This window comes from Nostoc sp. (assembly GCF_036916735.1).
Classification (GTDB): Bacteria; Cyanobacteriota; Cyanobacteriia; order Cyanobacteriales; family Nostocaceae; genus Nostoc.
In genome coordinates this window covers 1-13,352 of record NZ_JBALFV010000084.1, presented here as the reverse complement: position 1 = coordinate 13,352, position 13,352 = coordinate 1, and the positions used below count along the sequence as shown (strand labels likewise).

The 13,352-nt window shown below is 41.3% G+C and carries 10 protein-coding genes and 1 pseudogene; 6 read left to right on the top strand and 5 right to left on the bottom strand.

What is annotated here, in order from left to right:
- Nucleotides 1-550: 550 nt before the first annotated feature.
- Nucleotides 551-763, top strand: a complete 213-nt coding sequence (locus V7L20_RS18935) for a hypothetical protein (RefSeq protein ID WP_100899890.1) — start codon at nt 551-553, stop codon at nt 761-763.
- A gap of 78 nt (nt 764-841) precedes the next feature.
- Here V7L20_RS18935 and V7L20_RS18930 read toward each other — a convergent pair.
- The 4 genes and pseudogenes from V7L20_RS18930 to psaA form a co-directional block, all read right to left on the bottom strand.
- Nucleotides 842-1,270, bottom strand: a pseudogene (locus V7L20_RS18930) (DNA methyltransferase); the annotation flags it as partial.
- Nucleotides 1,271-1,405: 135 nt separating this feature from the next.
- Entirely contained in the window at nt 1,406-2,461 is a 1,056-nt protein-coding gene (locus tag V7L20_RS18925) for a DUF262 domain-containing HNH endonuclease family protein (RefSeq protein WP_334745566.1), read from the bottom strand.
- A 132-nt stretch (nt 2,462-2,593) separates the two neighbouring features.
- On the bottom strand, nt 2,594-4,825 hold the full coding sequence (psaB, locus tag V7L20_RS18920; RefSeq protein WP_334745565.1) for a photosystem I core protein PsaB: 2,232 nt from the start codon (nt 4,823-4,825) through the stop codon (nt 2,594-2,596).
- A gap of 119 nt (nt 4,826-4,944) precedes the next feature.
- On the bottom strand, nt 4,945-7,203 hold the full coding sequence (psaA, locus tag V7L20_RS18915; protein WP_334745564.1) for a photosystem I core protein PsaA: 2,259 nt from the start codon (nt 7,201-7,203) through the stop codon (nt 4,945-4,947).
- A 544-nt stretch (nt 7,204-7,747) separates the two neighbouring features.
- On the opposite strand from psaA, the gene V7L20_RS18910 reads away from it, so the two are divergent.
- Entirely contained in the window at nt 7,748-9,211 is a 1,464-nt protein-coding gene (locus V7L20_RS18910; RefSeq protein WP_334745563.1) for a hypothetical protein, read from the top strand.
- Here V7L20_RS18910 and glsA read toward each other — a convergent pair.
- Nucleotides 9,188-10,102 carry a glutaminase A gene (gene glsA, locus V7L20_RS18905; RefSeq protein ID WP_334745562.1) on the bottom strand — a complete coding sequence of 305 codons (915 nt, stop codon included), beginning with the start codon at nt 10,100-10,102 and terminating at the stop codon, nt 9,188-9,190. The genes V7L20_RS18910 and glsA overlap by 24 nt on opposite strands.
- Before the next feature lie 186 nt (nt 10,103-10,288).
- Here glsA and V7L20_RS18900 point away from each other — a divergent pair, with 186 nt between their 5' ends.
- The 4 genes from V7L20_RS18900 (at nt 10,289) to V7L20_RS18885 (ending at nt 13,233) form a co-directional block, all read left to right on the top strand.
- Entirely contained in the window at nt 10,289-10,504 is a 216-nt protein-coding gene (locus tag V7L20_RS18900) for an RICIN domain-containing protein (RefSeq protein WP_334745561.1), read from the top strand.
- Nucleotides 10,505-10,653: 149 nt separating this feature from the next.
- The gene (locus tag V7L20_RS18895; RefSeq protein ID WP_334745560.1) at nt 10,654-11,271 is read left to right on the top strand and encodes a Uma2 family endonuclease; all 618 of its coding nucleotides are present in this window, start codon (nt 10,654-10,656) and stop codon (nt 11,269-11,271) included.
- 39 nt (nt 11,272-11,310) lie between these two features.
- Nucleotides 11,311-12,873, top strand: coding sequence for a thioredoxin-like domain-containing protein (locus V7L20_RS18890; RefSeq protein WP_334745559.1), 1,563 nt, complete (start codon nt 11,311-11,313; stop codon nt 12,871-12,873).
- A gap of 174 nt (nt 12,874-13,047) precedes the next feature.
- Nucleotides 13,048-13,233 (top strand): hypothetical protein, encoded by a 186-nt coding sequence (locus V7L20_RS18885; RefSeq protein WP_334745558.1) that lies wholly within the window; start codon nt 13,048-13,050, stop codon nt 13,231-13,233.
- Nucleotides 13,234-13,352: the final 119 nt, after the last annotated feature.

Sequence of the window (13,352 nt, the reverse complement as noted above, 5' to 3'; positions counted from 1 at the left end):
TGGATTTAAAAATGTCAGTCAATTATGGCGATCACATGAGACTTTACTAAAACAAGGGGTATAGCTTTTTAATTTTTAAGATGAAATTGAGCGTTGCAAAAGCGTCAGTTATCAAATATGGAATTAGTCAGATTAAAGATTCGATAACTAGCATCAGACAAGGATCGACACTCAAAGAAGTTTCTGACCATTTTGGTTTAATTTACAGCACAGTTAGAAGTTATACCCATAGACCCTTAATCAAAAAGGTTTGGGATAACTCTAAAGCTATTTATAGCACTGTTAGACACTATACCCGTTATTCTGGGATAATAAAAGTTAAATTTATTTTCATCTAAAAGTAGCCTCTTACCTTTGATGCCATCATTGAGGTTTTGATATAAATTGTCCAGTTGTGGAACAGTGCCCCGCACTTAAAAGGTTATTTTCTACATACCTAATTTCAAATTAATGTTTACTTATTGAAGTATGAGTTGAAACATATTGAAATTAAGTTTTAACTAAAGAAAATAACTTCATGGGAGATGGTAAGATTTAGGCTTAATCATTAATATTTTCCTTTTATTCTGTGGCTAGAGCTAGTACAGCGATTGGTGTGAGTCCCATTATTAAAGAGATTGTGCAAAAACAGGCACATTCGACACGTTTGACCCTGAAAGAAGTTATTCTCATGGGAATGTTAGCAATTGACAAACTAGATGATCAAGGTCGTCAAGAGTTAGCAGATCAAGTTCATCAAATGCAGGTGAATGGAGAAATTTAAGTAGTTATGAGTTAGGAGTTAGGAGTTATGAATTTCAGATTTTAACTCCTCAATCCTGACCTTTACTTAATATAATTATTAAGGAAATCGATAACGATTTCCTATTACATAATTCTTGTTAATTTCAAAAGATATCCATCGGCGTTGCAGAATCTCAACCACAAACCCGCTTGTGTTAAAACCTGCAAGTGCATCTAAAACCATATCACCTTCATCAGTTAAGAATTTGATGAAGAACTCGGCAAACCCTTGAGGAAAACGTGCCGGATGAGGCTTGATTTCTGCTGTTTTACAGCGTCGTAAATAAGCACTATTCGATTCAGTATTAGCAATTTTTAACAAATTTGCCGGAATTGCACCTTGGTTATCTTTTTGGAATTTATCAGAAATATCATGTCCACTAAGACGTATTTTTGCTTTATAGCCATCTTTTAGTAATTGTTTGATACTTTGGCTATAGGGCTTTAAAACTTTTCTGTGATCTGCTTTAGGATTCGGAGTTTTAGACTTAATTTAATTTTAGGCGTTCGCACTTTTAATTAAGCTGGTAATTAGATTGTGCTAAATATTTTCTACACTTCTAGACTCGTAACTTTGTAGTCATAAACTTAAATAGCTGATTATACGCTACTGGACTATTTTCTAAACAGTAAAAATCTTTTTCGCTATCTTTAGTAATTTATTTCTTCTTTGTTGAAAGTTTTGCTTATCCCAGTCCATAAATTTTGCTAACTCTCGATTGAGTGTTACATTGGACTGTTCGTAAAGAGTTTTCTTCTCAGAAAATGACCTATTACCTGCACTAGTATTGTTACGTCCAGGCCAAAAAGACAAATTCCCAATGTCATTTTTCAACAGTTCAAGCTCTTCAATTTGTGAGGTACTGCTAGCATTCTGCGGATATATATGTTCTATCGTAACTTTGCTTAGATCAAAAATACTTATTTCATTTGGTTTTGGTCTGCCATTAGCGCCATTAGAGTACCACTCAATATGATCCTCTAATGTAGTTAAAAAGTGCCTGATAATTATTTTTTTTGAAGAATTATCTTGATAGCTTAACTTTTGTATTAATAAAGATTCAAAAGCTTCATCAGAAGCATACTTTTCCTGTACTGTTTTTAATTCATTTCTTAAAGTAGGAATTTTATATTCTTGCGGTGCTTGTCTAATCAATTTTGCGTGGTCGTAATATATAGTAGATATTTTTTCAGCGTGTCCTCCTACAATAGTAATATAGCGAAAGGCAAAGCGTTCTAAAATGTTTATGATTTCTATAAATTCCTTTTCCGAAAGACAGTTATAAACACTAAGTAAAAGTGGTATACAAAGTGTGTGCCTTAATACTTTTATTAAACGTTGTAGTCTTTCCTGTTGCCAATCTGAAGCAGTAGCATCTCGATAAGGCCATCGTCGTTCTGATATTTCTATAAAAAGCCTTTGCTGTCCATCAACCAAATCGTAAAGATTTCCCGTATAACTGTTGGGTATATGTTGTTTTATGCTTACTAAGCCACCAAAAAAATGTTTTCTTGGCTGACTAGGATTAATTTTTCTTGCATTATATAGCACCAGTAAATCTTTGATAAAATCATCAATTTCTTCTTGCTCCCAATCAAAAGCTCTTTGGTATTTTGGTACTTTAAAAGGAATTCGACGACAAAACAAATCTCCTAATGATGTACTTTCAGGCTGCATAGTCATAGTTTTTATATAATGTAACAAATAAGACGAAATGTTGTGTGTAGTCATTACTTGGACTAAGTAATAAAAATCCCCCACCTTGCGGCAGGGGATTTTTATTACTTACTTACAAAACTAGCAGCCGAATTAACCGAACTTACCAGCAGTAGAAGCAATCAAGAATGCGGCATAAGTGACGATGTAGCCAACTGTGAAGTGAGCTAGACCAACTACACGAGCTTGAACGATAGACAGAGCCACGGGCTTGTCTTTCCAGCGAACTAGGTTAGCTAGAGGAGTGCGTTCGTGTGCCCAAACAAGGGTTTCAATCAACTCTTGCCAGTAACCTCTCCAGGAGATTAAGAACATGAAGCCAGTTGCCCAAACTAGGTGTCCAAACAAGAACATCCAAGCCCAGACAGACAAGTTATTCACGCCGTAGGGGTTGTAACCGTTAATCAACTGAGCAGAGTTAGCCCAGAGGTAATCGCGGAACCAGCCCATGAGATATGTAGAGTTCTCATTGAACTGAGCTACGTTGCCTTGCCAAATACCTAGATGCTTCCAATGCCAGTAGAAGGTAACCCAACCAAGGGTATTCAGCATCCAGAATGCAGCTAGATAGAAGGAATCCCAAGCTGAGATGTCGCAAGTACCGCCACGACCTGGGCCGTCACAAGGGAAGGCATAGCCGAAGTCCTTTTTATCGGGCATCAGCTTAGAACCACGGGCATCCAAAGCACCTTTGACCAAGATCAAGGTGGTGGTGTGCAGACCCAAAGCGATCGCATGGTGTACCAAGAAGTCGCCAGGGCCAATTGTCAAGAACAGGGAGTTAGTACCAGCATTGATGGCATCTAACCAGCCTGGTAACCAGACGTTAGCGTAGTTGGGCCATGCTGTATGGGCAATGCTATCTGGGTTTGACAGCAAGGTATCTAAGCCGTACAGTACTTTACCGTGAGCAGCTTGGACGAATTGAGCAAACACTGGCTCAATCAGTATTTGCTTTTCAGGAGTACCGAAAGCAACCACTACATCGTTGTGGACGTACAAGCTGAGGGTGTGGAAGCCTAAGAAAAGGGATACCCAGCTAAGATGGGAGATAATCGCTTCTTTATGCTTTAGCACCCGTTCAAGAACGTTGCCTTTATTTTGCTCTGGATCGTAATCACGTACCCAGAATATTGCCCCGTGAGCAAAAGCACCAAGTATCAAGAAACCAGCAATGTATTGATGGTGCGTGTACAGCGCTGCCTGAGTCGTGTAGTCCTTTGCAATAAATGCATAAGGAGGCATGGCGTACATATGCTGTGCCACCAAAGAGGTGATAGTTCCCAGAGCAGCTAGGTGAATACCCAACTGGAAGTGCAGTGAATTGTTATAGGTGTCGTACAACCCTTGATGAGGCAAGTTGAACTGACCTTCACTTTTGGTATTAGGTACTAAACCGGATTTGGAGTTCAGCATTTCTTTGATGCTGTGACCAATTCCGAAGTTAGTCCGGTACTGGTGACCGGCGACGATAAAGATAACTGCGATCGCTAAGTGGTGATGAGCTATATCAGTCAGCCACAAAGCTTCTGTCTGAGGATGGAAACCACCCAAGAAAGTCAGAATTGCAGTTCCTGCACCTTGGGATGTGCTGAATATATGCCCAGGAGTGTCAGGGTTTTGAGCATAAACACCCCAGTTACCGGTAAAGAAAGGTGTCAAACCTGCTGGGTGGGGTGGGGTGGATAGGAAGTTATCCCAACCTACGTGCTGTCCGCGAGCTTCGGGGATAGCAACGTGAATTAAGTGACCAGCCCAAGCCAAAGAACTAACACCAAACAAACCTGCTAAGTGGTGGTTTAGGCGGTGTTCAGCACTCTTAAACCATGCCAAGCTAGGACGGTACTTGGGTTGCAAGTGCAGCCAACCAGCAAACAGTAATACAGCAGCGAATAAAAGCAAGAAAACTGAACCGTTGTACAGTTCACTGTTATTCCGCATACCGATGGTATACCACCAATGGTAAAGACCAGAGTAGGTAATGTTTACCGGATTACTAGCGCCCGCTTGAGTAAAAGCTTCGATCGCTGGTTTACCAAAGTGGGGGTCCCAAATCGCGTGAGCGATAGGACGGATGTGAAGGGGATCTTTAATCCACTGTTCAAAGTTACCTTGCCAGGCTACGTGGAACAGGAGGCTGGATGCCCACAGGAAGATGATTGCCAAGTGACCGAAGTGAGTTGCGAAAATCTTTTGGTAAAGATTTTCTTCCGTCATGCCATCATGGGTTTCAAAATCGTTGCCTGTAGCGATCGCATACCATATCCGACGAGTCGTCGGGTCCTGTGCGAGATCCTGGCTAAATTTGGGAAATTTTGTCGCCATAGGTTTAATAAATCCTCTGACCTTTAGCCATCAAGTATCAGTTCAATTTCGGATTTTAGATTTTGGATTTTGGATTGAATCTAAAATCTCAAATCCAAAACCCAAAATTTTGCTGATTGCTACCCTACTGAAAGGATGTGTGCATGGAAGAACGCCCAAGTTGTGGCAATTCCTCCCAACAGGTAATGAGCTACCCCTACGGCCCGACCCTGAATGATACTCAGAGCACGAGGCTGAATTGCTGGTGCTACCTTCAGTTTATTATGCGCCCAAACAATGGACTCAATTAATTCTTGCCAGTAGCCGCGACCACTGAATAGGAACATCAAGCTGAATGCCCAAACAAAGTGAGCGCCTAAGAACATGAGTCCATAAGCAGATAGCGCACTGCCGTAGGAATTGATGACTTGTGTAGCTTGTGCCCACAAGAAGTCACGCAACCAACCATTGATGGTAATGGCACTTTGGGTAAAGTTACCACCAGTGATGTGAGTCACAACACCATCTGCATCTACCGTTCCCCAGACATCTGATTGCATTTTCCAACTGAAGTGGAAAATTACAATAGACAGGGAGTTGTACATCCAGAAAAGTCCGAGGAATACGTGATCCCAACCAGACACTTGACAGGTACCGCCACGACCAGGACCATCGCAGGGGAAGCGGAAGCCCAGGTTTGCTTTGTCTGGAATCAGACGAGAGCTACGGGCAAACAGCACACCTTTGAGCAGAATTAGTACGGTGACGTGAATCGTGAAGGCGTGAATGTGGTGAATTAGGAAGTCCGCTGTACCCAAAGCAATGGGCATCATTGCCACTTTACCACCAACAGCCAAGATACCGCCGCCAAAGGCATAGCTAACTGGTTCTAATGCGTTGGGAGCAGTGCCACCAGGAGCCAATGTGTGGATATTTTGTACCCACTGGGCAAATACTGGCTGCAACTGAATTGCCGTATCAGAGAACATGTCTTGAGGACGACCCAATGCACGCATTGTATCGTTGTGGATATATAGTCCAAAGCTATGGAAGCCGAGGAAAATACATACCCAGTTCAGGTGAGAAATAATCGCGTCACGGTGACGAATCACCCGATCAAGCAAGTTGTTTTGGTTAACAACTGGATCGTAATCTCGCACCATGAAGATCGCAGCATGAGCCGCTCCACCAACAATCAAAAAGCCACCGATCCAAATATGGTGAGTGAATATGCACAACTGGGTAGCGTAGTCAGTTGCCAAATATGGATAGGGGGGCATCGCGTACATGTGATGCGCGATGATGATTGTCAGCGAACCCAAGAAGGCCAGGTTAGTAGCCAACTGAGCGTGCCAAGATGTGGTCAGGTTTTCGTAGAGACCTTTATGACCTTCACCGGTGAAAGGACCTTTGTGGTTTTCTAGGATCTCTTTAATGCTGTGACCAATACCCCAGTTGGTACGGTACTGGTGACCAGCAACGATAAAGAGAACTGCGATCGCTAAGTGGTGATGGGAAATATCAGTCATCCACAAGCCGCCTGTTACTGGGTTCAGACCGCCCTTGAAGGTGAGGAAGTCAGCATACTGACCCCAGTTCAAGGTGAAGAAAGGTGCTAAACCAGCAGCAAAGCCTGGATACAACTCGGTCAACAAGTCTTTGTTCAAGATGAACTCGTGGGGCAAGGGTATGTCTTTGAGAGCAACGCCTGCATCCAAAAGCTTGTTAGTTGGTGCGGATACGTGGATTAAGTGACCTGCCCATCCCAAGGAACCACAACCTAGCAATACTTGCAAGTGGTGATTCAGCATCGACTCCACATTCTGGAACCATTCCAGTTTGGGAGCGCGTTTGTGGTAATGGAACCAGCCAGCGAATAAGAATAAGCCTGCTAATACCAAGCCACCTATCGCTGTGCAGTAAAGCTGGAAGGAGTTTGTAATCCCCCAGCCACGCCATACTTGGAACAAACCGGAGGTGATTTGAATACCGTGGAAACCACCGCCAACATCACCGTTTAAAATGTCTTGTCCCACTATGGGCCAAACGACCTGGGCACTAGGTCTAACGTTCAATGGGTCGGTTAGCCAAGCTTCGTAGTTAGAAAACTTCGCGCCGTGGAAAATCATCCCGCTCAACCAAATAGTAACAACGGCTAAGTGGCCGAAGTGGGCTGAGAATATCTTGCGGGATATATCTTCTAAATCGCTTGTATGTGTATCAAAATCATGGGCGAGTGCGTGCAGGTTCCAAATCCATGTGGTGGTTTTGGGACCTCTGGCTAAGGATCTGTCAAAGTGTCCAGGTTGCGCCCATCTCTCGAATGAGGTTGGAACTGGATCATTATCGACGATTACTCTTGCCTTTTTTTCCTCTCGCTCCGGAGGACTTATTGTCATTCGACCTCCTCTCTTGATAAGGAATGAGGAATCATGAATACCACAAAGTTAACCATTACCGCAAACTCCATTTTGCTGAAGCCGCCATGAAGACCTATGTGGATAGTTGTTTCTCGTTGAATTATAAAGTCTTAACTTGTACTTTGTTGGAGATACTTGGAGATATTTTAACAATAATTCAAACTTGCTGAAATATTGCTGGAATTACTGCCTTAACTGCCTTTTAACTGGTAAAGCCTTTGTCCAAAAGTCAATAGATTATTCATTTAATTTACAAAGAATAACAATTTGCAAATTTTATAGTTTGGCTGTATAGGCCGATGTTCCAGCTTTTGCTGCTATTGCTCATGAATATTTGTGTCATATTTCTATTGTTGTAAGTAAAAAGCTGTAAAGAATACGACTTATTTTAGAATTTACTGAGATACACAAGAAAAATTATGGGATTTGAGGCAGATTTCATCTTTTGGGCTATAGTTCCAGATGGACAGTTTGAGGCAAAATAATCTGTAATTTGTCGAAGAACTATCACTGGGTGCAACGCATGAACTCGTGGCAGAAAAGGGTGTTAGAGAAGCTCTTCCCTAAGAGGTTCCCGATTTTCAGGTGGGTAATGACATTGGTGCTGGTATTAACTTTGACTAGTTGTGGCGATAAAGTCACTAGCCAGGAAGTATCTACTGACTATAGAGAAAACCCTGCACAAATTTCTCAAATTTCAAAGCAATTTTCGGAAGTTTCCCCACCATCTGTGATCCAAGAACTGCGGACAATTTTGGAAGTTTATCAGCCACAAGTGACAATTGTTACTCCACAAGCTGATGAAGTTCTCCAAGACAACAAAGCCACAGCCAGTTTTCAGGTTAAGGATCTACCAATATTTAAGGATTCACAATTACAACTGGGGCCCCATTTACATGTAATTCTGGATAATCAACCTTATATTGCTATTTACGACTTGAATCAGCCCTTGGTTTTGCCAGACTTGTCTCCAGGGACTCATACACTGCGCGTCTTTGCCTCCCGTCCTTGGCATGAAAGCTTTAAGAATGAAGGCGCTTATGCCCAAACAACATTTCATGTCTTCACCAAAACCGACGACAACAATCCAGATCCCAAGTTACCCCTGCTAACTTATAGCCGCCCTCAAAGTAGCTATGGAGCAGAACCAATCTTACTAGACTTTTACCTAACTAATGCTCCCCTGCACCTCGTTGGTAAAGAAAACCCTAACGACCAATTCAGTGATTGGCGCATCCGCTCCACAATTAATGGTGAAAGCTTTATTTTTGATCGCTGGCAAGCAGTTTATCTTAAAGGCTTTCGTTCAGGAAAAAACTGGGTCAAACTAGAATTTATCGATAATCAGGGAAATCCTATCAAAAATGCTTTTAATACTACAGTTAGATTGATTGACTACCAGCCAAAGGGTAAAGATACTTTGTCGAGAATTGTCCGCAAAGAACTCACAGCAGATGAGGTGCGCCCCATTGTAGACCAGAATTATAGACTTACACCTACGCCGTCCGTTGAAAAAACACCCCAAATACAACCAAAGGTAGAAAAACAGTCGATTCCTGAAACAGAAATTCCAGAAGAATCCAAAACACAGCCAGAACAACCAAAGTTAGAAGTTCCAACAGCTATACCATCTCCCACTCCTAGTTTGCCACCCACGCTGCCAGAGATTATTGAGTCTCCGGCACCAAAAATAATTACGCCAACACTTGAACCACAGCCAGAGGTAACACCAACTCCCAAATTTACGCCGTTACCTGAAAAAGTAGTCCCTCAGCCAAAAAAATCTAAGTTTGGTGGATTTTTCAATCGTCGAACGAGCAAGACACCTACTCCAGAAGTAACAGTTGCGCCGTCTCCCAGTTTGCCACCCACACTGCCAGAGATTATTGAGTCTCCTGCACCAGAACCACAGCCAACGGTAACCCCAACTCCTAAATTAACACCGCTACCTAAAACAACAGAATTAACCAAAGACACTCAATTGTAACTCTTGGGCTAAAGCCTCAACAAATGCGATCGCTCCTACAGGATTTCCGATATTATCCAATCCAGGACTGTAACAAGCGATCGCTCCCTCACCTGGTACTATTGCTATAAGTCCACCACCAATCCCTGATTTCATCGGTAGACCAATTCTGACTGTAAACTCGGCAGAAGCTTCATATAACCCACAAGTTAACATTACAGCATTGACAATTCGACAGTTTTGTGATAGTAAACAGCCATTTTCATAAGCTAGCAGTTTTCCTAGCAGGGCTAAATCTTCAACTCGCCCAGATAAACAGCATATTTGTTCGTAAGTCTCAAGTGCTGTTTGGGGATTTTCTAAATGATTTGTTTGGGTGAGATAGTTTGCGATCGCTTCATTGGTTGTTGAACGGGTTAATCGCACTGAGGCCAGCATTACCTCATCTAAGCTTAGTTGACAACCTGCTAATTGGTTGAGCCATTGACAAAATAAAAGAGTGCGTTGACTAGGGTTCTTTCCTGGTAATTTATCAGACAGGGTAATTGCCCCACTATTAATCATCGGGTTACGGGGGTATCCGCGATCAGCAATCAGTTGTTCTAAAGAATTGAAGGGTGCATCCGATGGTTCCACTCCAACCCACCCAAAAACCGTTTCTGCACCAAAGTGTTCTAGCAAATAAAGTAAGGAAAATGTCTTAATAACGCTCATTAACGGGAAAATATAAGCTGTATCCCCAAAGCTGATAGTTTTTCCAGATTCATAGCAGATGTGAACTGCAAACCAACTAGGATTAACTTTAGCTAATTGCGGAATGCGATCGGCAACTTGTCCCTGTTTAGCCTGAATTTTAGCTAGTTGCACCCAGGCTGACAAATCTGTAGTAGTTAGTTTGTCAAGTCTTTTCAAAGTGTAAATTTTATAAAACTTCATTGATTAAATAGCAACTAACAGTATACTCTGATGTTGCTCAAGGCTTTGTAATACGTAGAAACACGAGATCAAGGATAAAAAACTTGTGAAACCTAATTTGAAAAAGCATACAGCGATATAGTTGGATTCGTTGGCTCGTTGTTATGGGGAGCAACTTGCGTAATGGAAAATCAAAATGCTATTGCCCAAGTAGGGGGAATGTTTATCATAAACGAACTATCAAACAAGTGCCTTGATGTATTAGCAGATCCTGGCACAGTTAATGGTACGCCACTGGCACTTTTTGACTGTGAACTGTCTGGATTTAGCCCTTCTGGTAAAATCACAGATCATTGCCCTCTCATGAGCTTCATACAACTCATCAATGATTTCTTGTAATTGTGCGTACGCTTGTCTAAGCCTCTAATAGCAACATAGGGTAATATATCATTATTTTTCATCGGCTTATTTTAGAAAATTAGGAAGAAGAAACTGAAGAAGGTACAGTACTTCTAGAATAAAAATACAACCTACAGTAATCAACTGTTATGACCCAAACCTTAGCGAAAATAGTTGCCTTTGATGAATTTATCACCTGGTATCCCGAAAACTCTGGGGTAAGCTACGAACTACATAATGGGGAAATTGTCGAAATGGCACAGCCAACCGGGAAACATGAAAGGATAAAAGGATTTTCATCTGCTGAATTGACTTTAGAGTTTAGACGATTAAATTTTGCCTACTTTATCCCCAATCAAGCAATTGTAAAACCACCGGAAAGAGAATCAGGTTATTTCTCTGATGTATTAATACTAAATGATGTGGCTTTGGTTGATGAACCTCTTTGGGAAAAATATTCTACTGTGACTAAGGGTACATCAATTCCTTTAGTAATTGAGGTTGTCAGTACCAATTGGCGCGATGATTATTATCTGAAACTTGCCAATTATGAAGAGATGGGCATTCCTGAATATTGGATTGTTGATTATGCCGCCTTGGGAGCTATAAAATTTATTGGTAATCCTAAACAACCCACTATTTCAGTTTATCAACTAATTGATGGGGAATACCAAGTCAGTCAGTTTCGGGGTAGGGATAAAATAATATCTCCTACTTTACCTGAGTTAAAGTTGACGGTGGAACAAGTTTTTAATGCTGGTCAATAAGTATTGATTTTACTAAATTATCAGAGGTAGGCAGTAAAGATGATTCCTCGTGTCAGAGCGCCAGAATTACCGCAAAATTATTCTTGGCTCAACACCGAAAAACCCTTATCTCTTAAACAATTCAAAGGTAGAGTCGTAATTTTAGACTTTTGGACATACTGTTGCATCAATTGTCTGCATATTCTGCCAAACCTGAAATATTTAGAACAGAAATATAAAGATAGCCTTACTGTTATTGGTGTCCATTCTGCCAAATTTGACAACGAAAAAGAAATAGAAAATATTCGTCAAGCTATCCTGCGCTACGACATTGAACATGCAGTTGTAGTTGACAGTGGTTTTCGGATTTGGGAAGAGTATGCTGTGCGTGCTTGGCCTACATTAATAATTATTGATCCAGAAGGTTACGTGATTGATCAGATTTCTGGTGAAGGAAATCGTGACATTTTAGACGAGTTAATTCAAAAGCTAATTCATCAACATCAAGACAAAGGCACAATTAATTTTCAAGAACTCAGCTTGACTTTAGAAAAACAGCACCAACCATTAATCACACCTCTAGCTTTTCCTGGTAAAGTTCTAGCTACTCCAACGGGTTTATTCATCGCTGACTCTGGACATCATCGCTTGATTATGAGTAGCTTTGATGGGGAAATTTTACATTTGATTGGTACTGGAAAATCTGGTTTAACTGATGGTGCTTTTAGCGAAGCGCAATTTTTTGCACCACAGGGAATGGCTTATGATGCCGAAAATCAAATTCTTTATGTTGCTGATACAGAAAATCATACACTGCGGCGAGTTGACTTGAAGCATCAAGTGGTGGAAGCGATCGCAGGAACTGGTGAACAAAGCCGCAATATCCATCCTCATGGCGGTGCTGGTTTAGAAACTGCGCTAAATTCTCCTTGGGATTTAGTCAAAGTGGGAAATACCTTATTTATTGCAATGGCTGGGTCGCATCAAATTTGGGAAATGGACTTAGAAACTACCATCATCAAAACTTATGCTGGTACTGGTGCAGAAGCTTGCGTTGATGGTTCACTTACCGAATCTGCCTTTGCTCAACCTAGTGGTATCAGCACCGATGGGAATGAATTATATATTGCTGATAGTGAAGTTAGCTCAATTCGCGGTGTTGGAATTGTAGAACCGTATCAAGTGCGAACTATTTGCGGTAGTGGGAGTTTATTTGGTTTTGGTAATTTAGATGGACAAGGTGAAGATGTCCGTTTGCAGCACTGTTTAGGAGTAGAATACGCTCAAAATTTTCTCTGGGTGGCAGATACTTACAATCACCAAATTAAATTAGTGAGTCCCAGTACAGGGAATTGTCAAACAGTTTTAGGTAATGGTAGTAGTGGCTTACAAGATGGCCAGGGTAAAAACACTCGGTTTTTTGAACCTTCAGGATTGAGTGCGATCGCTTCTTTTTTATATATTGCCGATACCAATAATCATGCCATCCGCCGCGTAGATTTGAATACTTTTGAAGTGAAAACGCTAGAGTTTTTTGGATTGTGTGCGCCGGATGTTTGTATTCCAGTTAATCTGCCAGTCATTAATTCTTATCCCTCTTTTGTCACTTTCGGCAGAGAATAATCTGTAACTCTTGCCCAGACAAGATTTTGCCTATAGAACTTTGTTTGGTTGTTTCTATTAGTTTGTGATCGCTAATCTTCTCACTAAATCTAGGTTTCATTATTTAGCTTCAATTTTTATTTCCCCAGAGTGACAAAAGAGGGCTTATACCAATTTAATGTGAAGCTGCACTAAATGAGTAACTCTCTATTCTTGGCGTACTTGGTGAACCAGCGCTGTAAGCGGGTTTCCCACCGTAAGCGACTGGTGTTAGCGCAGCGTAAAGCCTTTGGCATGGCTTTGCTTAAAGCGATGAAGGAGCGTCACCCGAAGGGCAGTTCGTTTAATATTCTGTGCATCTTCATAAAAAATTGGTATTAGCCCTCTTTTGTTACTTTGGGGAATGAAAAAACGGTAATGTTATTCAACTAGCAATAGGAAAACTGATTGGACTCGCCCGAAAATTATTCATAAAGTCAATTAATTTCAAAAAACAACGT

Excerpts from the sequence above, each read along its gene's own strand:
- V7L20_RS18895 (WP_334745560.1), top strand. The coding sequence starts at position 10,654 with ATGACCCAAACCTTAGCGAAAATAGTTGCCTTTGATGAATTTATCACC.
- V7L20_RS18925 (WP_334745566.1), bottom strand. The coding sequence starts at position 2,461 with ATGCAGCCTGAAAGTACATCATTAGGAGATTTGTTTTGTCGTCGAATT.
- psaA (WP_334745564.1), bottom strand. The coding sequence starts at position 7,203 with ATGACAATAAGTCCTCCGGAGCGAGAGGAAAAAAAGGCAAGAGTAATC.
- V7L20_RS18910 (WP_334745563.1), top strand. The coding sequence starts at position 7,748 with ATGAACTCGTGGCAGAAAAGGGTGTTAGAGAAGCTCTTCCCTAAGAGG.
- psaB (WP_334745565.1), bottom strand. The coding sequence starts at position 4,825 with ATGGCGACAAAATTTCCCAAATTTAGCCAGGATCTCGCACAGGACCCG.
- V7L20_RS18890 (WP_334745559.1), top strand. The coding sequence starts at position 11,311 with ATGATTCCTCGTGTCAGAGCGCCAGAATTACCGCAAAATTATTCTTGG.
- V7L20_RS18885 (WP_334745558.1), top strand. The coding sequence starts at position 13,048 with ATGAGTAACTCTCTATTCTTGGCGTACTTGGTGAACCAGCGCTGTAAG.
- V7L20_RS18900 (WP_334745561.1), top strand. The coding sequence starts at position 10,289 with ATGGAAAATCAAAATGCTATTGCCCAAGTAGGGGGAATGTTTATCATA.